The 22,419-nt window shown below is 56.5% G+C and carries 22 protein-coding genes; 4 read left to right on the top strand and 18 right to left on the bottom strand.

All coding sequences use genetic code 11. The features are described from left to right. Positions 1 to 71: 71 nt before the first annotated feature. The 8 genes from EYC82_RS00700 to EYC82_RS00665 form a co-directional block, all read right to left on the bottom strand. Positions 72 to 569, bottom strand: a complete 498-nt coding sequence (locus EYC82_RS00700; RefSeq protein WP_279247629.1) for a phosphate-starvation-inducible PsiE family protein — start codon at positions 567 to 569, stop codon at positions 72 to 74. A 210-nt stretch (positions 570 to 779) separates the two neighbouring features. After that, positions 780 to 1,493 carry an OmpW/AlkL family protein gene (locus tag EYC82_RS00695; RefSeq protein ID WP_279247628.1) on the bottom strand — a complete coding sequence of 238 codons (714 nt, stop codon included), beginning with the start codon at positions 1,491 to 1,493 and terminating at the stop codon, positions 780 to 782. A gap of 292 nt (positions 1,494 to 1,785) precedes the next feature. Further along, positions 1,786 to 2,241 (bottom strand): regulatory protein RecX, encoded by a 456-nt coding sequence (locus EYC82_RS00690; protein WP_279247627.1) that lies wholly within the window; start codon positions 2,239 to 2,241, stop codon positions 1,786 to 1,788. A gap of 102 nt (positions 2,242 to 2,343) precedes the next feature. Beyond that, positions 2,344 to 3,405, bottom strand: a complete 1,062-nt coding sequence (gene recA / locus EYC82_RS00685) for a recombinase RecA (protein WP_279247626.1) — start codon at positions 3,403 to 3,405, stop codon at positions 2,344 to 2,346. A 228-nt stretch (positions 3,406 to 3,633) separates the two neighbouring features. After that, on the bottom strand, positions 3,634 to 4,827 hold the full coding sequence (locus EYC82_RS00680) for a hypothetical protein (RefSeq protein ID WP_279247625.1): 1,194 nt from the start codon (positions 4,825 to 4,827) through the stop codon (positions 3,634 to 3,636). Between the two features lie 313 nt (positions 4,828 to 5,140). Continuing rightward, positions 5,141 to 6,016 (bottom strand): ribokinase, encoded by an 876-nt coding sequence (locus tag EYC82_RS00675; RefSeq protein WP_279247624.1) that lies wholly within the window; start codon positions 6,014 to 6,016, stop codon positions 5,141 to 5,143. A 301-nt stretch (positions 6,017 to 6,317) separates the two neighbouring features. After that, positions 6,318 to 7,244 carry a TIGR03564 family F420-dependent LLM class oxidoreductase gene (locus EYC82_RS00670; protein ID WP_279247623.1) on the bottom strand — a complete coding sequence of 309 codons (927 nt, stop codon included), beginning with the start codon at positions 7,242 to 7,244 and terminating at the stop codon, positions 6,318 to 6,320. 103 nt (positions 7,245 to 7,347) lie between these two features. After that, on the bottom strand, positions 7,348 to 7,584 hold the full coding sequence (locus EYC82_RS00665; RefSeq protein WP_279250714.1) for a hypothetical protein: 237 nt from the start codon (positions 7,582 to 7,584) through the stop codon (positions 7,348 to 7,350). Here EYC82_RS00665 and EYC82_RS00660 point away from each other — a divergent pair. Then, positions 7,468 to 9,390: an acyltransferase family protein gene (locus EYC82_RS00660; RefSeq protein WP_279250631.1), complete on the top strand. Its 1,923-nt coding sequence runs from the start codon at positions 7,468 to 7,470 to the stop codon at positions 9,388 to 9,390. The two genes, EYC82_RS00665 and EYC82_RS00660, sit on opposite strands and share 117 nt — an antisense overlap. A 9-nt stretch (positions 9,391 to 9,399) precedes the next feature. On the opposite strand, the gene EYC82_RS00655 is transcribed toward EYC82_RS00660, so the two are convergent. From EYC82_RS00655 to EYC82_RS00645, 3 genes are all read right to left on the bottom strand, one after another. Then, on the bottom strand, positions 9,400 to 10,131 hold the full coding sequence (locus EYC82_RS00655; RefSeq protein WP_279247622.1) for an SIMPL domain-containing protein: 732 nt from the start codon (positions 10,129 to 10,131) through the stop codon (positions 9,400 to 9,402). A gap of 84 nt (positions 10,132 to 10,215) precedes the next feature. Then, positions 10,216 to 10,881: a hypothetical protein gene (locus EYC82_RS00650; protein ID WP_279247621.1), complete on the bottom strand. Its 666-nt coding sequence runs from the start codon at positions 10,879 to 10,881 to the stop codon at positions 10,216 to 10,218. Beyond that, positions 10,874 to 11,950 (bottom strand): NAD(P)H-dependent amine dehydrogenase family protein, encoded by a 1,077-nt coding sequence (locus EYC82_RS00645; RefSeq protein WP_279247620.1) that lies wholly within the window; start codon positions 11,948 to 11,950, stop codon positions 10,874 to 10,876. The genes EYC82_RS00650 and EYC82_RS00645 overlap by 8 nt, the downstream gene beginning before the upstream one ends. 543 nt (positions 11,951 to 12,493) lie before the next feature. Between EYC82_RS00645 and mutS the strand changes: the two genes are divergently transcribed. The 3 genes from mutS (at position 12,494) to EYC82_RS00630 (ending at position 16,061) form a co-directional block, all read left to right on the top strand. After that, entirely contained in the window at positions 12,494 to 15,034 is a 2,541-nt protein-coding gene (gene mutS / locus EYC82_RS00640; RefSeq protein ID WP_279250630.1) for a DNA mismatch repair protein MutS, read from the top strand. A gap of 134 nt (positions 15,035 to 15,168) precedes the next feature. Continuing rightward, positions 15,169 to 15,492, top strand: a complete 324-nt coding sequence (gene fdxA / locus EYC82_RS00635) for a ferredoxin FdxA (protein WP_279247619.1) — start codon at positions 15,169 to 15,171, stop codon at positions 15,490 to 15,492. A gap of 140 nt (positions 15,493 to 15,632) precedes the next feature. Continuing rightward, complete coding sequence (locus EYC82_RS00630) at positions 15,633 to 16,061, top strand: hypothetical protein (protein WP_279247618.1); 429 nt, start codon at positions 15,633 to 15,635, stop codon at positions 16,059 to 16,061. A gap of 376 nt (positions 16,062 to 16,437) precedes the next feature. Here the strand turns inward: EYC82_RS00630 and EYC82_RS00625 are convergent, their stop codons facing one another. From EYC82_RS00625 to ispF, 7 genes are all read right to left on the bottom strand, one after another. Beyond that, a complete protein-coding gene (locus EYC82_RS00625) occupies positions 16,438 to 16,890 on the bottom strand; it encodes a VOC family protein (protein ID WP_279247617.1) in 453 nt (150 codons plus the stop codon). Between the two features lie 225 nt (positions 16,891 to 17,115). Beyond that, on the bottom strand, positions 17,116 to 18,231 hold the full coding sequence (rpoS, locus tag EYC82_RS00620) for an RNA polymerase sigma factor RpoS (protein WP_279247616.1): 1,116 nt from the start codon (positions 18,229 to 18,231) through the stop codon (positions 17,116 to 17,118). 176 nt (positions 18,232 to 18,407) lie between these two features. Next, complete coding sequence (locus tag EYC82_RS00615; protein WP_279247615.1) at positions 18,408 to 19,346, bottom strand: peptidoglycan DD-metalloendopeptidase family protein; 939 nt, start codon at positions 19,344 to 19,346, stop codon at positions 18,408 to 18,410. Continuing rightward, on the bottom strand, positions 19,297 to 20,223 hold the full coding sequence (locus EYC82_RS00610; protein WP_279247614.1) for a DUF368 domain-containing protein: 927 nt from the start codon (positions 20,221 to 20,223) through the stop codon (positions 19,297 to 19,299). Before EYC82_RS00610 ends, EYC82_RS00615 begins: the two co-directional genes overlap by 50 nt. A gap of 3 nt (positions 20,224 to 20,226) precedes the next feature. Then, positions 20,227 to 20,880 (bottom strand): protein-L-isoaspartate(D-aspartate) O-methyltransferase, encoded by a 654-nt coding sequence (locus EYC82_RS00605; protein WP_279250629.1) that lies wholly within the window; start codon positions 20,878 to 20,880, stop codon positions 20,227 to 20,229. Positions 20,881 to 20,897: 17 nt separating this feature from the next. Beyond that, on the bottom strand, positions 20,898 to 21,926 hold the full coding sequence (gene truD, locus EYC82_RS00600) for a tRNA pseudouridine(13) synthase TruD (RefSeq protein ID WP_279247613.1): 1,029 nt from the start codon (positions 21,924 to 21,926) through the stop codon (positions 20,898 to 20,900). After that, the gene (gene ispF / locus EYC82_RS00595; RefSeq protein ID WP_279247612.1) at positions 21,923 to 22,402 is read right to left on the bottom strand and encodes a 2-C-methyl-D-erythritol 2,4-cyclodiphosphate synthase; all 480 of its coding nucleotides are present in this window, start codon (positions 22,400 to 22,402) and stop codon (positions 21,923 to 21,925) included. The genes truD and ispF overlap by 4 nt, the downstream gene beginning before the upstream one ends. Positions 22,403 to 22,419: the final 17 nt, after the last annotated feature.

Raw genomic sequence — 22,419 nt, 5'->3', positions numbered from 1 at the left:
CCACGCTGCGCCCTCTAATTAGATATGTTCTTACAGGATGACAGGGAAAACAGCGGAAGTGGCAAAACCGCTCAGGGCTTCACGTCCAAGGGCCTCGCAACCGGGGCGGGCTTGTCTACCAGCCAGTAAGTGATGCCCAATGCGATTGTCACCACTCCAATCGCCAAGACTTCATTGGCCGAGGTCATATTAAGGTCAAGAACAATAACTTTTCGCGCAATTGCCATCAATGCGGTCGCCACGACGAGGCGAATAGGTAAGGTATTCGACCCGAGGTAAAGACGAATATTAATAAAGATTTCGATAGCGATAAGAACGACCATGAAGGCGCCGAACACTTCGAATATATCGCCGACCGACAGCGTAAAGAGTGGTGGCTCTTTCAGTTGTTGATAAAGGATATAGCAAACGTCGATTACACCAAGGAAAATAACCAGCACCATTAAAATTGCGAGCATCTTCACACAGGCACGAATAAGCCAGTGGAGGCGCCGAATCAGCGGATCATGAAACTCCGTAGATAGCTCCTCGTGCATTTGATATTCGCCATTATATTCTTCTGGCTCCATACTGTGCTCCCTGTTTTCGGTATCAACGACCGCCGCCGTGGCCTATGGCGAAAATACCTAGAAATATTCGTTCAGGCAAGCGCTGCACGCAGCCCTGCCCTGGCCAGCCCACAATACCGCCAATCCAAGCGCGACGTAACAGAACAACACCCCCAGCGCAGCCCCGTCAGGCCATAAGGTCGGCGATGGGGGCCGGTTCGAAGACACGCCCTAGAAGCGGTAGGCTATTCCGAGGTTGTATACCCACGGATCGATATGCACATCGAACTCAACTTTGTCCACCTGCATCCCTCCGGACTTCGCAGTAATGCTGGCCTCGGTGTCGATATCCATGTACCAAACAGCTGCGTTAAATGCCCAGTTGTCGTAGAACGGCACATCCACGCCGACCTGAAATGCAAGGCCAAAAGAGTCGCCAAGATCAAGATCCGCGTTATCCACTTCTCCATCCGTTAGATCACCGAGCAGGTTGACTAATTCGTCATCGACATCCTCGTCAAAAAACACCGTGTAGTTAATGCCGATACCCGCATAAGGCTGCCAGCCACTTTTTCCTCCACGGGGGTAGTACTGGAACATCAGTGTTGGTGGAAGGTGTTTGGTTGAGCCTGCGGGCAAACTCGTGCCCTTGATTGCCCCTTTGCCCTTCGCCTCGATATCGTGCTCAAACGGTGTCGCCGCTACCAGTTCAAATGCGATATTGTCAGTCATCATATAAACGGGCATAAAACCCAGCTGCGTGTCATCGTTGACATCAACTTCCGCGACCAACCCGTCGGGCAGGTTGACATCCTGGCTGCTGGCCTCCGGAGCGACCGTGATCGCCCCAAACCGCAGAATCCAGTCACCCTGCTCATAGGCCTGCGCCGCCGACCCGCAGACGACAATTGCCAGCACAGATATCGCATGCAATACACTTTTCATTCCTGTACTCCTGTATTCATTTCCGTTGCTTTCACCCTACGCTGACGGTCACCAAGCTACCATAGCTGCTTGTGCGGGAGGGCAAAGATATCAATAATGTACAGGTTTTTGGCGCGAGGTTATCAATCGGCACACTACCGGGAGGACGAAGCAACAGGCTATCCCCTGGTTGGCCTCTATTTTTGTGCCCATCGCAATGGCCGCCAATGACGCAACGGATCTGTCATCTAATCCATCATTACAGCAGATGAATAGCCCTCCCAATGCCGGTCAGGGCGATGCAACGTAGCGGTTATCGCGGAAACAGTGGTTGATAATGATCCTGATAAAAACCGCGGTACTGCATAAAACGCAGACGGCGCGCTTTTTCTTTAACATCGGCCGGGGGCTCAGGGCCAAACTTTTTTTCCAATACCTGCGATGCAACTTCGCACCAGTCTATCACCAGTTCTTGCAGTCCTTGTTCGATCTGCTCGTCTGACAAACCCCGTTCTCTCAACTCGGCCTTCAATCGGACGGGGCCATATCCGCTTCCGCTGCGCTGACACAAAAAACTTTCTGCAAAACGGGCATCGCTCTGCAAACCTTCCTTTGCGAGCCTTGCCACCTGATCATCGACTACACATTCGTCGCCAAAACGCCGTTTTAACTTGCGCTTGAGCTCGATCACAGAATGCTCACGTCGCGCCAGCAAATCCATAGCAGCGAGTCGAACGTCGGCCGAAGTGATTTCTGGTTGATCAGACACGCAAAGAATTCCATCTAAACCAAACGCGCCGGACATGCTGCCGAAAAAGGCAGGAACCCGACGCTATTGGATCGCTCTCTGCCTTCGTATTAGGCAAGCACGTCACTTTTCAGGTTCGGCCTCACTGGCTTTTTCAGCCGCTGCTACGGCATCTTCTTCAGGCTTTCCCTGAGCATCGGGGGCCAGCAACTGGGCCCGTATCTGATCTTCAATCTCCTTGGCGACAGCAGCATTATCTTTGAGAAATTTGGCCGCATTCGCCTTGCCTTGGCCGATTTTATCGCCTTTGTAGGAATACCAGGCTCCGGACTTATCCACCAGGTTCAGCTTTACACCCCAGTCGATGACCTCGCCCATACGATAAATGCCGTGCCCATACATGATCTGAAATTCGGCCTGTCTGAAGGGAGGGGATACCTTGTTCTTCACTACCTTCACGCGTGTTTCATTGCCGATAACCTCATCGCCATCCTTGACCGCGCCGATCCGACGTATGTCCAGGCGTACAGATGAATAGAACTTCAGCGCATTACCCCCCGTAGTCGTCTCCGGGTTACCAAACATCACACCAATCTTCATGCGAATTTGATTAATGAAAATCACCAGGCTGTTGGTCTGCTTGATAGCCGCGGTCAATTTGCGCATGGCCTGACTGAGCAAGCGCGCCTGTAAGCCGACATGAGAGGCGCCCATGTCACCTTCAATTTCCGCTTTTGGCGTTAGTGCAGCAACTGAATCGATGACCAAGACATCAACCGCGCCTGAGCGCACCAGCATTTCTGCCACTTCCAGTGCCTGTTCGCCGGTATCCGGTTGCGAGAGGATAAGATCGTCCATTTGGACTCCTAGCTTCTCAGCGTAGGAAGGATCCAGCGCGTGCTCCGCGTCGATAAATGCCGCCGTGCCGCCAACTTTCTGAGCCTCTGCAATAACCTGCAAGGTAAGAGTTGTCTTGCCAGACGATTCTGGACCGTAAATTTCACAGATACGCCCCCTCGGCAGACCACCAATGCCCAGAGCGACATCCAGCCCCAACGAACCGGTCGAAATCGCGGGAATTTGAACGTGTTCCCGATCACCCATGCGCATCACCGTGCCCTTGCCAAACTGTCGTTCGATCTGGCTCAGTGCTGCATCCAGTGCTTTTCCCTTGTTCGCGTCCATAAAGGCCTCTCTCTATTTATGCAGTTTGTTCAGTAAATTCAGTCTCTACGCAGGATTCACTTCGTGTGACTCCAATACAGCGCTATGCGCCACAACTACTGTATATATAATCAGTGTATTAATTTTGGATTGCAAGCCCCAAACGCCACTAAATTCGACCATCAGAATTTACCTGCATGAAAAGTGGACATATGACGCCGGTCTCTGGCGAACGCGGCTTCTGACCTGTCAGGCGGGCTCCAGCGCAAGCCCGTCCAGGCAGGCCACACTCCCCAGAGGGAAGAGCACCGCCAGCTCCTCTCGCCTGGCATCATCCAGCGCCTGCCATTGCTGCTTAAGCTCACGCCACACCCGCACCTGAAACGTTTTCACCACGCTGCGGAAGGGGTATCCCATCAGGTGTCCATGATACAGAGACTGGCCGCGACCGAACGCCGCCTCGTTGAAACAGGTTTCGCCCTGTGCGAGAGCAGCCTCGTAGGCCTGCTCGTTCTGCACCATCAGTGGAAGAAAGGTCTCGCCAATCATGCCGAGCAGCGGGCACAGGGCGCTGGAGAGCGTCAACTCTCCAGTCCCCCCGGTATGCTCACCCTCACGGATGCTGCAAAGCCAGGTATGCGTACGAGGTGCCAGTTGCTCCATCAGGTCGCGAGCTTCGGGGTCTGCCAGATTCATACTCAACTGCCCGTAAGCACTGGCATCAGCCAGGGTAAAACGCTCGCCCAGGAGATAGGGCTGCACCGATAATACGTGCTCAGTGGCCGCGAGGTGGCCACGCCAGGCGTCGTCAAGTAGGGCGTGGGTAGGAGGAAAGTCCGGCCTCGCAGGCGGCGTCCGCTGGGATGATACTCCCGCGCTGAACCCTCCCGGTGCAACGCTGAAAAGATAGGGGCAACGCGCTACCTGCCGACGGGACATGCGCCGCGAGAAGAGCCGCCCCATCCCCGGCAATAACAGGGAACGAAACTCCCGGGCGGTCATTGCTCCCATCGGCGTGGACCGAGCGGCACCCACCCAGCGCATGTGGTGCACCATGTACAAGCCGAACTCATCAAAGGCCTCATCGATAAGTCGACAAATAAAAGCCTGCGCCGGGTCCGCGGGCACAAAAGCCGGGGTGCGCACCTCATCCTGCTGGTCGAGGTAGTCTGCCAGAGCGCTGGAATCGTAATAAAAAATACGCCCGTCCAACGTATAAAAGGGCACGGAGGGATATTCATCAAGCGCGGGTGACATTGCGGGATAACGCCTGACCTCGCCGCGGCGCTTGGCGCGCTCGAGCCGCACCGCCATCATTGAAACCGCTAGTCGACCGCCCTGCTCCGGCCAGCGTTGCCAGGGTTGCTGTGCGTAGTCGAGAAGGGACTGCATCTTCAATTGAAACGGGGATGCGGTTACACCCCACAGTATGATCGTCTCCATTGGCCATTCCACCGCATTCTATGGCGCCACACTGCAGCGTTTTACGCGATACTGACACCTCCCACCTGGCTGCACAACCGCTTATCTGCTCGGTAGCTATTGGGCCTGCTACACAGGGGCAGCCTACCCAGAACGGCCCACAGAGATAGACTACTGCTGCAAGACCGGGAAATTGGAAGCCGCAAAAAAATCGAGGAGCAGGCATAACCAGCGTGGCTGCCACAGTAACGATTTTCCACGCCGCCATTGCAGTGCGGCAAGCTTGCCTGCACACGTGTCACCGCGCACCGGGAGCCATTGCCTTTAACGCCACCTAAGCATCAACCGCCTCACGGTACGGAATGGACGGCGCAGCGCCCTCCTGTTGCACGCACACTGCCGCGGCACGACAGGCCCATAACAGACTGGCCTCTACTGTTTTTCCCGCGATGCGCGCCGCGAGGAAAAACCCTATGAACGTATCGCCCGCACCCGTGGTATCCACCGCATTTACCCGGTCCGCCGGCACCCGGCACTCACCCTCGGGGCCGCAGTACATCGCCCCGGCTGCACCGAGCGTCAGCACCGTATGACACTTGGGCAGGCGGTCCGCCAGAGCCGCTAGAACCGCGGTGGGCTCGGCCTCCCCCGTCAGTTGCCTGCCTTCCGCTTCATTTACCACTAGATAATCCAGCAAGTGCAGAGGGTAGTGAATGATTGCTGGCACCATGGGTGCCGGATTCAGTGCCACCACCAGTCCCGCCGCGGACGCGGCGCAAATCATATCTGCCACACAGGGCGTCTCGTGCTGCATCAAAATCCAGTCACCGGGCGCCGCCTCCACCAATATCTCCGCAAGCATGGCAGGATCGACGCAGTCGTTGGCCCCCGTATGAAGTAGAATACAGTTTTCACCCGATCGGTCGACCTGCACAACCGCACTGCCACTGGGTTGATCAACACGCCGCAGCAAACTCACATCCACGCCGGCCTCCACCAGCGTCTGACGCAATATTTCACCATCACTCCCGATACAGCCGGCATGGCAAACACTGACACCGGCCCGCGCGAGTGCCAGCGACTGGTTTAATCCTTTACCACCGACGAAGCGTGTGTAGCGCTCGGTCGCAAGCGTTTCACCGGGCTGCACGAAGCGCGGAACACGATAAACGTGATCTATAATCAACGAACCAAGATTAAACACTGTCATAATGTATGATCAAAGTCAGGCGCCTGGCGACTGTTCTAGCGCCCTGCGCGTCGCCATCGTACGCCTTCGTGGTCTGGCCCATCCGGGCACCGGGCGGCTACATAATTCTCTAAAAAGCGACGGCGCTCGCCACCAAGAACGGCCTGTCCAGTCTGCGAAGGCTACTGCACAACAACGCCTGCATATCCACGCGAATAAAGCGCGTCAATCGGCTATTACGCGCTTCATTGTACTCAGAATACTGAATCGCCGGCGCATTTTTCGGATAGTACGAGCATCCGAATATGCCGGTTCAGCACGCTCAATCCCGTTGACACGACAGCTCCGATTGCAGCAATTCCAGCAATGGCTCAAGACGGGCATCGCCATGGGTCATCACGGCTGCGTTAAAATCGGTTACACCTGCATCACGCAGCCCGCTCAGCGCCGCTCGAAGGTCAGCCTCGTCACCAATAATCGACAGCTCCGCAGGCCCCGCGACACCTTCCCGATCGAGCATCGCCCGGTAGGATGGCAACATACCGTAAACCTGCAGCGTCTTGCTGATCATTTCGCGAGCGCCATCCACATCGTTCGTCAGACAAATTGGCAGGCCACAGACGATTCGGGGCGCGGGCCTGCCCGCCTCTGCCGCAGCAGCATTAATGCCAGGCGCAATATACTCAGCGATCGTGCGAGGACCAGTCATCCACGTTGTCGTACCCTCAGAATACGCGCCAGCCAGTTTGAGCATAGTTGGCCCCAGCGCAGCAACTAACAGGGGTACAGGAGGCAGATCAGGCAAGCCCATGGCCAACTTGGCCGTGAGCTGCTCCCCTTCAAAATCCACCGCCTCGCCGCGCAATAGTGGCGCGATAATCTTGAGGTATTCCGCCATGTGGCGTGCGGGCTTGTCATAGGACATACCCAACATGCCCTCAATCACGACCTGGTGCGATAACCCGATACCCAGAGCAAACCGACCATCGCAGGCCATCTGTGTCGTCAGGGACTGCTGAGCGAGAGCCGCCGGGTGGCGCGGATAGGTGGGCGTGACCGCCGTACCCAATTCAATGCGCTCTGTCTCCCAGCCGACGATAGCGCAAGCGCCCACAGCATCGACACCGAAAATATTGGGCAGCCAGACGCTGTCGAAACCGCGCGCTTCTGCATCCTGTGCAAACGCAACCAATTCCTTAAGACTGCTTCCCACCGCCGGGGTCGTGCCTGAAAACACACCAATACGCATCAGTTGCTACTCCACTTATTCCATCACTTGAGGTAGACCCATGCTGTTGACTGCGCGCCAAACACGGGGGCTCGGGGCGAAATAACCCTCTCTTTGTTGTAAGCTAACCCGCTATCACCTTATATAACAAGCATACGAGTCCACCAATCAACACTTTTCCTTCGGGGTTGCACAAGCGGTGAACTATCGCGCCGACATAGATGGTCTCAGAGCGATCGCCGTGCTGTGTGTCGTTGTATTCCACCTCGGCGTAGCCGGTTTTCAGGGCGGGTACGTCGGCGTCGACGTGTTCTTCGTGATCTCCGGCTTTCTCATCACCGCGATCATCAAGCAAGGCCATGAAAACGAGTCATTCCGGTTTACAGATTTTTATGCGCGGAGAATAAGGCGCCTCCTGCCACCGTTGATCGCGACCGTCGCAGTCACTTTGCTGGGTGCCTCATTCATCCTGACACCCGAGGACATGACGCCATTCGCGCGCTCGGCCGCGGCCGCGCTGTTCAGTGTGTCAAATGTCGTGTTCTACGCGGAATCCGGATACTGGGACGCAGCCTCGGAACTGAAGCCTCTGTTACATACCTGGTCGCTGGGCGTCGAAGAACAGTTTTACCTGTTCTGGCCCGCACTGATCACGTGGCTGCTGACACTGCGGAAGCGCATTCCGTTTGGCGCGTCTCTCACACTGATCACGTTTGCGGGTGCTGCACTGTGCGTCGTGTACTCAACCGTTAATCCATCCGCCGCGTTCTATCTCCTGCCGTTCAGAGTGTTCCAATTCTCTCTTGGCGCTCTGATCATCCCACTCTCCAGCGCACTGACACACACGGTATTCGCGCGCTCAACGTGGCTGCCAAGCGCCAGTTTCTGGCTGGGGCTGAGCTGCATCGGTGCGAGTGTATTCTCCTTTGATGAAGCAACCCGATTTCCTGGCTGGGCAGTATTGCTACCTACCACGGGAACCGCGCTGATGCTGCTGGCCGGGACCACGCGCACGGGCCTAGCGCGAACACCCCGCGCGCTGATGGAAAATCCACTGAGTATTTGGCTGGGCCGGGTGTCCTACTCGATGTATCTGGTCCACTGGCCGCTAATCGTGTTGTATCGCTACCACCATGGTATGCAACTTCGCATCTCAGACCAGTTGGTCCTTGCCGCGACTATCCTAGTGGCGACCTGCGCGCTACATTACGGCATCGAACAACGCTTCTACCGTCGGCACAAAAACAGCGACAAGGAAGTCTCGGCGGTCTCCGACAAGCGATTTGCCCTGCGCACAGTCGGGGTATCGGTATTCCTCGCGTTGATCGCCGCCAACGCCTGGTTAAGCAACGGCTGGGGCTGGCGATTTCCGACCATACACCTCAGTACCGACCAGATTGAAGCCGGAAAGCAAACACGCTTTGACAAAGTGGGTAAAGCTTGCCGGCTCGCCAACCTGACCGCGGCATCATGCAACATGGAGGCTGAGCTTCAGATAATGGTGCTGGGTAACTCCTCCGAGGTCGACGGCTATAACTTCATGTCTGCGGCCTATGGCGACGATTCGAACGTAAACCTGATCCTGTTCGGCAGTACCAACCGGTGCGCGCCGATGCGCGGCGTATCAACACGTTTTGTCACCGATAATGCGAACTGTCAGCATGCTCTGGATACGCTATTTGAGCCCGCCTTTCTGGAACAACTGGACATTATCGTCTACGCAGTAAACCAGCCTTACGCGGCAAACAAGACCTTGTTTCTGCAAATCCTGCAGACGCTAAAGGAGGCTCGTCCTGCGCTCACGATAGTAACTTTTGGCGGTTACATCAATACGGTAAGACACTGCACACACTACATTAACAAGACGGGCACCACCGACAGCTGCGCTGCGCAGGAAAACGTTTCATACTTCGCTGACAAATTCATGGAAGAGCCATTGCACAAGGCATTCTATAACCTGGAGTCCTATTATATTGACCGTGTCGCCTTGTTGTGCCGAAACCGGGTACTGGAAACCTGCCGCACACGGACAAGTGACGACACACCCGCCCTCTATGACAGGGTGCACTATTCACTGCCGTTTTCAGAAATGAGTGGCAGGCTTTTCGCCAGGCAACACCCGAATTTACTGACGAAGTTGATCGATCGACCAACGCCTAAAGACTGAGCCAAACAGCTACTGCTCGAGTGCCACCGACAAACTGATGGAAACCCGGTAAGTATTCTCTCCCGCCGCAATCGGAACCGAAACCTTCATGCTGTCCATTGCCATTTCCCGCCGCGCCATGTTCATCGGACGGGCACCCATGCTGTGTTCTGAAATTTCCAGTACCCTGCCCACTTTACCGCCGGCCGCACTGGCCAGTCCGCGCGCCTTGTCCATAGCGTCTTTCACCGCATTGCTGCGGGCCCGTTCGAGCGCCTTGGTTGGGTCCGCATTGGAAAACTGGATACCACCTCCCTCGTTGACTCCGAGACGGACGGACATGTCGAGCACTTCACCCACGGCATCGATATCGCGCACTCGCACATTTACGCCATTGCGCACGGTGTAACCCACCAGTTTGCGTGTCTCTAAAGTCCCATCAGGCTTACGTGTCTCGCGGCTGTAGCGGGGCTGTATGGAAAACTGCGTGGTCTGAATATCGCGCTCGGCAATTCCGGCACCGGTCATGGCTTTCATGACCGCCGTCATCGCCGCGCTATTGGTCGCGAGTGCGCCCTCCGCAGTAGGCGCCTCGCGCATCACAACCAGGCTCAGTATCGCCATGTCAGGCGCAATCTCGACCGTACCTTCGCCACTGACAATAATCCGTGGACCTCCCAGGTCCTCCGCTCTTGCGGGCTGGACAAAGAGGGAGACAACAATAAATAAACATGCCAAGGGGTGGAGAGACCCTATCTTCATGAGGAAAGACTCCTGTAGTTTTTGCTTCGAGCTGCAGCTTAACGCATGCCGCAGCGCATTCCGACTCGAATTCAGCCCGGACACTCAGGCGCCGAAATACACAGTTGCCAAGATGCCCACGGCGCTGGCAATAATAAAGCAACGTCGCAGGCGCCCGGGAATATTCGCCAACTCCATCATAGGGTCGGCTCCCTGCCTAACCTGACGAACGACGGGCCACTCTACCAGTGCGGCAAACACAATGCTGGCGATCACCCCGGCGCGCAGGGCGGCACCACCCCAATTATCCGCAGGCACCGCATGCCAAAGAAACAGCAATGACAGAAAACCCCCGACGCTCCCGGCGACACTCATAACGAGGAATTGGTGCTGATCATTTTTTTCAAAGTGCCAATCGTACAAGAACAGTCCCAGCTTTTTCGGCACAGTAAAAGAAGCGGCAGCATAACGGGCTCCCGCGTAATGAAACCACTCGTGTACGAGTGTCGACAGCGTGATTCCCGCCAGCGCGCCGGTCGCCACGCTGAGTGCCGATGCAATACCCAGACCGGAAACCACGCTCCAACTCACAGCGGCGGCAAACAGCGAAAGCACCAGCAGTGCTGTCAGAAGATGAACGCCCATCAGCTTCGCCAGTCGAATGCCCGGAGAACGGGATAAGGCCTCCATATCGGCCTCAGTTTTCGCTCGTGCCTTGTTGTCATCCGAGGCACTGAGCGCTCCTTTTATACTCTCTGATTCGCTAGACATGCTTCACCTGCCTCGCTCCGGTTATTCGGGGGAGATCGAGAAGACTGACCACTCCCGAACGTGCTTCACACAACCCCGGTATCGCATTCACTACCCAATTCGCAGCAGACGCATTTCCGCCACCTGCGGCCCCGGGCTCGAAATGATCCTCAGCGTGAACCGTCACGTGAAGATCCGGATCGCCGCTAATTATGATCTGGTGACAGCCGCGTCCTTCCGGCGGGTATGGCCAATGCGGCGCGCATTCATCATCAATACGCGTAATGTGCTCCAACGCATACAGGGGGTGCCCAGCGTGATAGCCCAACACTTCGAAGCGAAACGCACCTTGTGTGCCCTTCTCAAAGACGCCCATCCCCGCCACCTCAATTGTCCGCTCGAGCGGCAGGCGCTCCACATTGACCTCGATTTTTTCAACCGGCTTATCCAGTGCCTGCCCCACCAAACGCACCATGGGCGCCCACACCATTTCGATGGCAAAATCATGCAGCATCATGGGTAACTCATCCATAGAGCCACCAAAGCCGATCACCTCCCGAACGACATGAGGCTGATCATAGAGCGCATAATTAAATATTTCTCGAGTGCGCAGTTCACGTATTCCCGAGACCGCACCACTGACCACCACCGGCATCATATCCATTACCCAGCCGGGATCGATCCCGGATACAAACAGCGAAGCTCCACTCGTTTCGCAAGCGGCATTAATAGGCTCCAGCGCTTCCTGCGGAGCTGACGCGGGGTCGAGGTAGGCATAAAACGCGGTGGACGCGACGTTAATCCCGGCCTCCAGGCACGCCAGTAAATCCGCCATCGCTTCTTCCGGTCGTATATCAGCGGTCGCCGTGTAGACCACGGCATCGGCACCTCGGTCCAGCACACTGCGCCAGTCCTTTGTCGCTATCACACCGATGGCACCTAACCCCGCGATTTCACCAGCATCCAGCCCCACCTTGTTATCGCTGGACACGATCACCCCCGCCAGTTCCATATCCTCATGGGAATGTACCGCGCGAATTGCTGGGCGCCCCACGTTGCCCGACCCCCAAACCACTACTTTCAATGCCATAATTTCGCTACTCTTTTCCTCGCCCAACTGGACGCCACAAAAACGCCAACCCGATCACTCTCGCATTGGATTTGCCCGCAGATAACTGGCAGGCCACCGGACACGCATTTCGTTCGCCCGATACTGTTACCTATTTCAATGATCCCGTCCACATTCAGCGGCGTTCACTGCGTCGCACACATCGTTCAAGCATCGCTGTCGTCACCTGATCCACTGTTCAAGCGCTATGACCACGCGCGGCAAGGCTCTCTGGATACCCCGCTGCGAACCTATTACCCGTTGGATTATCTCCCAACGGGAACGCTATCGCCATCATGCACAGCAACATGCCTTATCTTTGTGCACCCCGCGGCAGGCGGCCGGCAGATCGCCTGCCGTGAACAGCCAGACGATCTGCTGAAACAACACCGGCCTTTGCAAGATTTTCCACGACCAGATGATGTGCTGGCGAGCCGAAAGCCTTATCATATTCCCTCACCCGGGCCCAAAAACGACAACTAAAAAGATATTTTTCAATTGAATCAGACAGTTATACATACCCCCATGATGCAGCAATTTCTGCGCATCAAGGCCGACCACCCCCATGACCTGGTGTTCTACCGCATGGGCGACTTCTATGAATTGTTCTACGAGGATGCGCAGCAGGCCGCTGAGCTGCTGGATATCACGCTGACAGCCCGCGGCAAGTCCGCCGGCGAACCCATTCCCATGTGCGGCGTACCCTACCACGCAGCGGAGACCTACCTGGCCCGCCTGGTCAAAGCGGGGGTATCCGTTGCCATCGCGGAGCAAATCGGCGACCCGGCGACCAGTAAAGGCCCGGTGGAGCGGGCGGTCGTGCGCGTAGTAACCCCGGGCACGCTGTCCGATGAGGCCCTGCTGGAAGACAAGCTGGATAATTTTCTGCTGGCCCTGAACCAGCGCGAAGACCAATACGGCATCGCCTATCTGGATCTCAGTACCGGGCGCTTTCGACTACTGGAGGTCAGCGGTGAGGAATCACTGAGCAGTGAAATGCAACGGCTGGACCCTGCAGAAACGCTCTATCATGAATCAATTCTGGACCCTGGCGTAACCGCAAGGCGGGGCGCACGCAGTCAGCCCGCCTGGGAGTTTGATCAGGAGGCCGCAAGGCGCGCACTGAATACACAGTGCCAAACTCATGATCTACAGGGCTTTGGCTGCGACGATATGGGTCTCGCCATAGGCGCCGCCGGCTGCTTGTTGCAATACGTAAAGGATACCCAGCGCGGTAACTTACCCCATATTCGTGCACTGCAAGCTGAAAGCCGCGAAGACAGCATCATCATGGATGCCGCAACCCGGCGTAACCTGGAAATTGATATTAACCTGACCGGCGGCGACAGCCACACCCTGCTGTCAGTCATGGATCGAAGCATTACCGCCATGGGTAGCCGTATGCTGAGACGCTGGCTAAACAGGCCATTAACCGGCATACCGCATCTGCGTTCGCGGCAAACCGCTATTCACGCCCTCTGCGAAAATTACATCTACGAGACTGTGCGCAATGCGCTAAAACCGGTCGGAGATATGGAGCGAATTCTGGCGCGGATCGCACTGCGCTCCGCTCGCCCCCGGGACTTGACCCGACTGGCCAGCTCCCTCGGAGCGCTGCCCTGCCTCGGGACGGAGCTGTCTGTCCTGCAAGCACCCCTGCTCGATGCACTGGCAACGCAAGCCGGCGACTATCCCGATCTATGCGACCTGCTGCAACGAGCCGTTATCGAAAACCCGCCGGTGGTCATCCGGGACGGTGGCGTTATCGCAGACGGGTATGATGAAGAGCTGGACGAATTGCGCCAGATCAGCACCCATGCCGGAGAGTACCTGCTGGAAATCGAACAGCGCGAGCGGGAGGCCACTGGTATCAGCACGTTAAAAGTGGGCTACAACCGCGTGCATGGCTATTATATTGAGATCAGTCGCACGCAATCAGACAAGGCTCCCGAGACGTACATTCGCCGCCAGACCCTGAAAAATGCTGAGCGTTTTATTACCCCGGAACTGAAAGAATTTGAAGACAAGGCGCTGTCCAGCAAGAGCCGCGCTCTTGCGCGGGAGAAAGCGCTTTATGATGAATTGTTGGAGCGGCTTAACGAACCGCTGGCTGAGCTGCAGAGCACCGCCGCGGCCGTCTCGGAAATTGATGTACTGGCCAATCTCGCAGAACGCGCGGAATCGCTGAGCCTGTGTCAGCCACAATTTTGCGATGAAGAGGTGTTTGAAGTTGTATCCGGGCGTCACCTCGTGGTGGAACAGGTATTGGATGAACCCTTCATTGCCAATGACACCCTGCTCGACCCCAACCGGCGCATGTTACTGATTACCGGTCCGAACATGGGGGGTAAATCCACCTATATGCGACAAAATGCCGTCATCGCGCTGCTCGCTCACATCGGCAGTTACGTCCCGGCTTCATCGGCTAGGCTGTCACCATTGGACCGCATTTTTACCCGCATTGGCTCCTCAGATGATTTGGCCGGCGGACGCTCCACCTTTATGGTAGAGATGACCGAAACCGCGAATATATTGCACAATGCGACCCCGCGCAGCCTCGTCTTGATGGACGAAGTCGGCCGCGGCACAAGCACCTTTGATGGACTTAGCCTTGCCTGGGCCGCGGCAGTGCAGCTGGCGGAGCACGTGAGAGCATTTACCTTGTTTGCCACGCACTATTTTGAACTGACCAGTCTGCCCGACCGCTGCCCCACAATGGCCAACGTGCATCTGGACGCGACCGAACACAAAGATCACGTCGTTTTCCTGCACAATATCAAGGAGGGGCCTGCAAACCGCAGCTTCGGCCTGCAGGTGGCCAAACTGGCCGGCATTCCGCCAGGCGTGCTGGCGGCGGCACACGATAAACTGCGCGAGCTGGAACAGGGCGCGCCGAAATCCGCGGTCGTCGAGCCTCTGATCCCGGCGCCAGCCCAGGTCGATTTATTCACCGCGCCGAAACCACACCCCGCTCTCGAGGCGCTCGAGGCGATAGACCCGGACGCGCTCACCCCGCGACAGGCATTGGATTTCTTATATGCGCTATGCGCAAAACTGAAAAATTAGGACGCTGAAATGCGCCCTGTGAACCCCCTCGCAATGTGTGGAAATACCGGTTGTCAGGGGTTCATTTATGCTTTCCCCACAGGTAAACTACCGCCCTTTAGTTGATCCGCACTTTTTCGAGAGGCATATCCCGAATGACATTTGTTGTTGGAGAAGATTGCATCAAATGCAAGCACACTGACTGCGTAGAGGTCTGCCCTGTAGACTGTTTTTATGAGGGGCCCAACTTCCTCGTTATCCACCCAGATGAATGCATCGACTGTGCTTTGTGTGAGCCGGAATGCCCCGTAGACGCTATTTTTTCGGAAGACGAACTGCCGGAAGACCAGGCGGTTTTTCTCGAACTGAATGCGGAGCTGGCCGAAGTCTGGCCCTGCATTACCGAGATGAAAGACGCACCGACAGACGCAGAGGAATGGGCCGGCAAGCCTAACAAATTGGCAATGCTGGAGCGCTGATTCCACAAAAAGATAAGCCCCGGCATGGCAGCATGGCGGGGTTTTTTTTGACCTGCGATTGGCTCTCACACGCTACACCGTCATACCGCTCAGCAGCATCGGCGAAACTTCCACCCCGCCCCTAACAGGAGTCAAAACGTATGGATTGGCGCATCCTTTTCGGTCTATCGATCACATCCCTATGGATTGGCACCGGCCTCTTCTATCTGATTGCTGTCGTCGGTTCGGGGAATTTCGTACAACTGCCTACTGCCGATATAGGCAGCTTCCTCGAAGGGGCTTTCGCTCCTCTGGCATTCCTCTGGCTCGTAATAGGGCACTTCATGCAACAAAAGGAGATTAGCTCCAACACCCGTGTCATCAATCTGCAGGAGCAAAGCGCGCGACGCCTCGAGCTGCACTCCCGGCGCGACAGCTATTTTAAGCTGCTCAATCTGGTGCAAAACCAGCTGGGGGCCATCGCAAGCTTTCACTACATGTCGATTTGTGGACCGACAGGCACCGGCGAGATCACCGGCTTAGAATTTGTTGAGCAACGAACGCTCTCCTCTGGCGGCGATCACGGCTAGTTCATCCGAAAAATGATTGCCTTGGCCATCGGAGAACTCAACAACAGTGCCTGCCTCGACGACATTTTTTCAGCACACCTATCCGCAACCGGCACACCGACAACTTTCAGCGCACCTTCAAGAAACTGCTTGATGCGGCGGAGTCTGTCGACACAGACCACATGATTTGCGACGCGCTGCTCAATGGCTCCGCAGAGGGACTCTTCTATCACATTATTTTACACGCCAAGGGGGAGTTCATTCTGGACGTAGGCGCCAACACAATACCCCTGAATACATTGGCGCAGTAGTATCAAAATCGGACACCGCGATTCACCGACAGCATCCATCGCACGTCAGACTTTCAGCCCGACGCGAGGCGGTTCGCAGGGATTCTTCAACCGTGATGATTCTCAAAAAATTCTATGACCAACGGATCGTTTTCACGTTCCAGGTAGGCGACAGCGAGGCCTTCGCCATAGCGCTTGCTCCAGATTGTCTGGTATCCAACCGCCTTCGCATGCGCCGCCGTGGTCTCGAGATCTTCGACGATAAATCGCAGATGATGCATGCCCTCGCGACCCGCATCGAGGAATTCCTTGTGGGGACAACCGCCGGCGACCCACTCAATCAACTCAATCTCCACATCACCGCTGGCACCAAAGGCAAGACGCATCTCACACTCCTCTTCACGCCCGCGGTAGTCGTAGGTCATCGGACCCGGATCCATCGTCGAGAAGGGACCAAACATTGGCTCGTAAAGCGCTAGCGCGGCTTCCAGATCACGGACAACAAAGCCGACCTGGTTGAGATCGGGCAAATTCAGTCGCTTGCGAATATCCTCCGCCATGGCTCCTACTCCAATATGAAAATCAATGCTTCAGCATACTCGCCCCGGCGCAGCATACAGTGTTTGATACGGTCAGATTACGTGGTAGAAAATGCTGAGTAATTTATGCCTCTGTCGGCGCGGGGTCTGGCACGACTGCGAGAACGGGCGGCAGCTTGGCCGCATCCAGAGGTGCACGAATCGGTTGCCTTTTACCGGGCAGTGAGGCCCGCAATTAACAATCCGTTAGCTGAAGAGGGAATCGCTGCTGAGGCCCTGATTTTCCATGATACCGCGCAGGCGTCGCAGCGCCTCCACCTGAATCTGGCGCACGCGCTCCCGGGTGAGCCCAATTTCGCGGCCAACCTCTTCGAGGGTACTGCTCTCATGCCCGCGCAAACCAAACCGACGCGCCACAACCTCCCGCTGTTTTTCGGAAAGCTCTTCAAGCCAGACGGATATATTGGACTTTATGTCCGTGTCCTGCAGCAACTGGGAAGGATCAGAAACCTGTATATCGGCGATCATGTCGACCATCGTAGTATCCGAGTCAGAGGCTACCGGTATATCCATGGAAACGACTCGCTCGTTCAGACGTAGCAAGCGTTTCACATCCGCCACGGGCTTTTCGAGCATAGCCGCAATTTCTTCGGCCGTCGGCTCGTGGTCGAGCTTCTGGGTCAGCTCACGAGCAGCACGTAGATAAACATTGAGCTCTTTCACGACATGGATCGGCAAACGGATCGTTCGCGTCTGATTCATGATGGAGCGCTCAATGGTCTGACGAATCCACCAAGTGGCATAGGTGGAAAACCGGAAGCCCAGCTCAGGATCAAACTTTTCCACTGCCCTGATCAGACCCAGGTTTCCTTCCTCGATTAAGTCCAGAAGCGTGAGGCCGCGGTTGATGTAGCGCCGGGAAATCTTTACCACAAGCCGTAAGTTGCTCTCTATCATGCGCTTGCGACCCGCCTCATCCCCTGACAAGGCCAAACGAGCGTAGTGTTTTTCTTCATCGGCGGTCAGTAGCGGGGAGTAACCAATCTCGTTAAGGTATAGCTGGGTAGCATCCAGCACTTTCTCCGGCTTACGCGGCATATCGGAGATGGCATTGGCCAGGTCGTCGGCGCTCTTGGCCGCAACGGTTTTCGTTTTGCCGGGTTTGCTGTCACTGGTTTTCGACGTGCTGCGCTTACGCGGTACTTTCGGCGCCGTTTTTACCTGTACCGCTTGAGGCGCGCGTGCGTTTGCTTTGCGTTTGGCTTTTTCAGAAGAAGTGGCGGTTTTACTCGCCACCTTGGCATCCGTTGCTACTTTCGCTGATTTCGAAATCCTTTTCGAACCTGCAGTCGTCGATTCCATGCACAATACCTATTCTTTTTATTCCGCGAGCCTGCCTACTTTCGCCTGCACGGCCGGCCAGACTAACCCAGAAAGATCGAAAAATGCAATCCCCGGAGAGATTCGCCAAAAAGCTAGTTATTGCTATTTTATAGGCGATCATTGTCAGCCTGCATCATGCATCAAACCGGTCGCTGCTAGCGTCGCGGCAATACCCTTTGCGGGTCAATCGGCTTACCCTCGCGCCGTATCTCGAAATGTAGCTTCACCGAATCTGTACCGGAACTCCCCTTTTCAGCGATAGTCTGCCCGGCCGACACCATGTCGCCCTCCGCGGCAAGGAGTCGGTCATTGTGTCCATAGGCGCTGAGATATTGCTCGTTGTGCTTCACGATCAACAATTCGCCGAAACCCACGATACCGGTTCCGGCATAGACAACCTTGCCCGGTGCCACTGCAACCACCGGGTCGCCGCGGTTTCCGCCGATATCAATACCCTTGTGCACGCTCCCTGAATAGCCGCGAGTGACGGGCCCCGATGCTGGCCAGCGCCAGGACTTCACCTCACCCAGTGTCACTGCCCCGTGTGTTACTTTTTTGGGCGCTGCAGAACTGGGTTTGGCCACGGGAGGCGTGACCGGTCGTGCAGCTGCTGCGGGCTTTTTCGCCGACAGCACAGGCACTTTAGCCATCACGGGAGCGGGCACGCTCGCAACAGGCACAGGAGAAACCGGCACCGGCGCAGGCACTCCCTGCGCGGGGGCTTTTTCCTCCTTCTTGATCACTATCACTACGGGAGGCGGTTCTGCGAGGGGGACGACCGCGGCTTCCGCCAGTTGGATATACTGCCCCGGATAAATTGTATAAGGCACAGTAATATCATTAGCCGCCGCCACCTTGCGGTAGTCGAGCCCGTAACTGAACGCAATGGAATAGAGAGTATCGCCCCGCTTGACCCTGTAATCAGGACGCGCAGCCTGTGCGACCCTGTCCTCGATTGGGGCCCGCGTAGGCGTTGCACACGCAGCCAGCGCAGCAAGAAGAACTCCTATTAAAACCCGTGCAAGCACCGCCCTTCCCCGACCATCATCCACCCGCCGCAGACGAGCCCCACCGTGCATGGACAAACCAGACAACCGCGAAACCCGCCACCATTAGGCTCAGGCATAGCAGCATCTGTGGATCCTGCCCGGTATACAGTTCGAAATCCGCTGGCATCACAGGCAGTTGCTGCGCAGGTTTCAATTCACCATTACTGCGTTCTATCCAGACCAGCACCCGCTTCCAGGGCCAAACGACAGCGAGCGAGCCAAACAGGAAACCCGTCAGCACAGCCATCGTAGCCTGCTGAAAACGTTCCAGCAGCCAATGCAAAAGTCGGGAAAAGCACATCAAGCCACAGACGGCGCCAATCATAAACACCAGAATAAAAGTGACATCAAGACTCTTGATGGCGAGCAGCACCGCATTGTACATCCCGAGCAACACCAGAATGAAACTGCCGGAAATGCCAGGCAGTATCATGGCGCAGATAGCGAGGAAAGCCGCCAAGAACACCCCCCCATACCCCATCTCGAGACCCACCGAAGCCGACAGGGCAATCGACAGCGCTACCGCAGTACCTGCCATCAGGCAGAGTATCCGGATCGGGTGCCACTGCTGCACGGATTGCAGCAAAACAAGTGCGGAGGCGAGAATCAAACCAAAGAAAAAAGCCCACAGGGGCACCGGATAGTGCGTCAGTATCCATGACACAACTTGCGCCAGGGAAAAAATACTGGTCACGACACCCAGCAGGAGTGGCACGAGAAAACCGCCGTTCACCTGCTCCCATGCACCGGCGATATCAAGAGTCACTACTTTCCGAAAAAACGCGATATTCACCGAGCGTATACTGTCGAGCAAGGTGTCGTAAATACCCGTAATAAACGCGACCGTGCCGCCGGAAACGCCCGGCACAATATCGGCAGCGCCCATGAGCAAGCCGCGCAGGAATACCCCAACGACACCCATTGCCTAGCGCTCCTTGCCGGGTAGAAGGGGAACAAAATACACCGATTCCACCACTTCCGTTTCATAACCCGACGAGGAGCGGGTTACGAGGTGAAGATCCTGAGTATCGCCACCCACCGGCAACACCATTCGGCCACCGACTGCGAGTTGCGAGAGCAGTTCCTCGGGGATGCGTTGCGGTGCTGCAGTAACGACGATGCCATCGTAGGGTCCATATTCGGGCCACCCCATACATCCGTCAGCATGTTCAAACAGCACATTGCGCAACCGCAGCTGACGCAACCGCTGGCGGGCCTTTTGCTGCAGCGGCTTGATACGCTCTACGCTGTAAACCTCACCCACCAATTGGGCCAGCACCGCTGTCTGGTACCCTGAGCCGGTGCCGATTTCCAGCACGCGCTGGCGCGGTCCGGACGCCATCAGCAGCTCCGTCATGCGGGCTACGACGTAGGGCTGAGAGAGCGTCTGCTGGTGACCGATTGGTAGGGCCACATCTTCATAGGCCCGATGTGCCATAGCCTCATCCAGAAAAAGGTGGCGCGGCGTGGTTCGCATCACATCCAATACAACCGAATCGTTGATACCCTGGTCAAGCAAGCGCTGGACGAGACGCTCCCGGGTACGTCGAGAGGTCATACCAATGCCGTGCAGATCCATCCTGTCCACTACCCCGTTCAATGTTCTTTGACCGCCTCGTTCTTGAATTGTAAACACTCCCCCAGCAGCGCCGTTGCATAACCACCGGCGACCAGGTCAAATCCCAAGTGCAGAGTACCATCATCACAAAACTGCCAGGAAAAGTCATCCGGCAAGAGGCGGGCTGATCGCCAAGCAAGGGTTAGTCCGGCCGATGTCAGAAACTCGCAGACCGCCAGGGCCTCTTCGTCCATTACCGTTAATGGCTCCCCTACGTCTCCGCTCGCCTGCCCCCAAAGCGGCAGGCCCGGGCTCAGGTCGCCCGCCGCAGCGCGCAACACAATATCCTCGGTCACCGTGTCGCAACAGAAGTGGCTGCGGGAACCGCGCAGCATGCACCTGTCGCCTGGAAGCACCAGATTCCAGTCGCCTTGCCGGACGCGCTGGGCCAAGACACCATTGAATACCCAAGCGCGCAAGGCAGACAGGTAGAGACTGCGCCGGTCACGGCTCACCCGGCGCCCCCGGCGCATCCATTCCCGGGCCTGACGCAAAGTAGAGCCATTACGGCCAAAACGCTGCTCACCGAAATAATTGGGGACGCCCTCTTCCCGCATCACCAGCAGCCGTTTCTCCAGCGCCGAGTGATCCGCGTCGAGGTTCCGCAGCACCAGCGAGAATCTATTAGCCTGATGCACGCCCCGACGCAGCTTGCGACGGTGCCAACCTTTTGCCAACAACTCGACGCCGGTGCCTGCTTCGAGCCGCGACCAATCTGGTTCGGTTCGCCCCGCAAGGCCAATACTAAACCACTGTTCCGTGACCGCATTGCGGTCTTTCATGCCGCAATACCCAATCGACACCGGCGACACGGCCGCGATGTCGGCGATAAAGTCGCGCAGCTCCGAGGTCGTAAGATTGCGTTTACGCAGATAGAGAAAACAGTGTTCCCCATCGCCCGACGGGGAGAAACCCAGTTGCTCGCGAACCAGAAAATCTTCCGGGCAGTGGCGAATAGTAGCGGTGCCAAGCGCGGGACCCCGGGCCCGGGGCCAAGTGTCATTCACAGTGCCGCCGACTCCAACAGGACAACCGCATGAGCGGCAACACCTTCCTCACGGCCTGTGAAGCCCAGCTTTTCGGTGGTTGTCGCCTTCACATTGATGCGCTCAGGCAGACAGGACAGGTCGGCGGCGAGGTTGTCACGAATCGCCCGGATATGGGGTGCCATTTTCGGCGCTTCGAGAACAAGTGTAGTGTCCAGATTTGCCAGTCTCCAGCCGCTGTTATGCACCCGCTGCATCACCTCACGCAAAAGAATACGACTATCAATGCCAACGTTCGCGTCGTCGGTATCAGGAAAATGCCGGCCGATATCGCCCTGACCAATCGCACCCAGCAAGGCATCGCAAACCGCATGAATCAGCACATCACCGTCCGAGTGAGCTAACAATCCGCGGTGGTGGGCAATAGTGACCCCGCCGAGCACCAGAGCATCACCGGGACCGAAGCGATGCACATCGTAACCGTGTCCTATGCGCATGGTAACGCGACTCCAAA

The sequence above is a fragment of the Candidatus Marimicrobium litorale genome (assembly GCF_026262645.1).
Lineage (GTDB): Bacteria > Pseudomonadota > Gammaproteobacteria > Pseudomonadales > Halieaceae > Marimicrobium > Marimicrobium litorale.
This window is presented reverse-complemented; position numbering and strand designations above follow the sequence as displayed.

Bases quoted from the DNA above. Each gene is read 5' to 3' on its own strand.
- EYC82_RS00700 (WP_279247629.1), bottom strand. From the start codon at position 569: ATGGAGCCAGAAGAATATAATGGCGAATATCAAATGCACGAGGAGCTA.
- EYC82_RS00695 (WP_279247628.1), bottom strand. From the start codon at position 1,493: ATGAAAAGTGTATTGCATGCGATATCTGTGCTGGCAATTGTCGTCTGC.
- recA (WP_279247626.1), bottom strand. From the start codon at position 3,405: ATGGACGCGAACAAGGGAAAAGCACTGGATGCAGCACTGAGCCAGATC.
- EYC82_RS00680 (WP_279247625.1), bottom strand. From the start codon at position 4,827: ATGGAGACGATCATACTGTGGGGTGTAACCGCATCCCCGTTTCAATTG.
- EYC82_RS00675 (WP_279247624.1), bottom strand. From the start codon at position 6,016: ATGACAGTGTTTAATCTTGGTTCGTTGATTATAGATCACGTTTATCGT.
- EYC82_RS00670 (WP_279247623.1), bottom strand. From the start codon at position 7,244: ATGCGTATTGGTGTGTTTTCAGGCACGACCCCGGCGGTGGGAAGCAGT.
- EYC82_RS00665 (WP_279250714.1), bottom strand. From the start codon at position 7,584: ATGGCCTTGCTTGATGATCGCGGTGATGAGAAAGCCGGAGATCACGAA.
- EYC82_RS00655 (WP_279247622.1), bottom strand. From the start codon at position 10,131: ATGAAGATAGGGTCTCTCCACCCCTTGGCATGTTTATTTATTGTTGTC.
- EYC82_RS00650 (WP_279247621.1), bottom strand. From the start codon at position 10,881: ATGTCTAGCGAATCAGAGAGTATAAAAGGAGCGCTCAGTGCCTCGGAT.
- EYC82_RS00645 (WP_279247620.1), bottom strand. From the start codon at position 11,950: ATGGCATTGAAAGTAGTGGTTTGGGGGTCGGGCAACGTGGGGCGCCCA.
- mutS (WP_279250630.1), top strand. From the start codon at position 12,494: ATGATGCAGCAATTTCTGCGCATCAAGGCCGACCACCCCCATGACCTG.
- fdxA (WP_279247619.1), top strand. From the start codon at position 15,169: ATGACATTTGTTGTTGGAGAAGATTGCATCAAATGCAAGCACACTGAC.
- EYC82_RS00630 (WP_279247618.1), top strand. From the start codon at position 15,633: ATGGATTGGCGCATCCTTTTCGGTCTATCGATCACATCCCTATGGATT.
- EYC82_RS00625 (WP_279247617.1), bottom strand. From the start codon at position 16,890: ATGGCGGAGGATATTCGCAAGCGACTGAATTTGCCCGATCTCAACCAG.
- rpoS (WP_279247616.1), bottom strand. From the start codon at position 18,231: ATGGAATCGACGACTGCAGGTTCGAAAAGGATTTCGAAATCAGCGAAA.
- EYC82_RS00610 (WP_279247614.1), bottom strand. From the start codon at position 20,223: ATGGGTGTCGTTGGGGTATTCCTGCGCGGCTTGCTCATGGGCGCTGCC.
- EYC82_RS00605 (WP_279250629.1), bottom strand. From the start codon at position 20,880: ATGGATCTGCACGGCATTGGTATGACCTCTCGACGTACCCGGGAGCGT.
- ispF (WP_279247612.1), bottom strand. From the start codon at position 22,402: ATGCGCATAGGACACGGTTACGATGTGCATCGCTTCGGTCCCGGTGAT.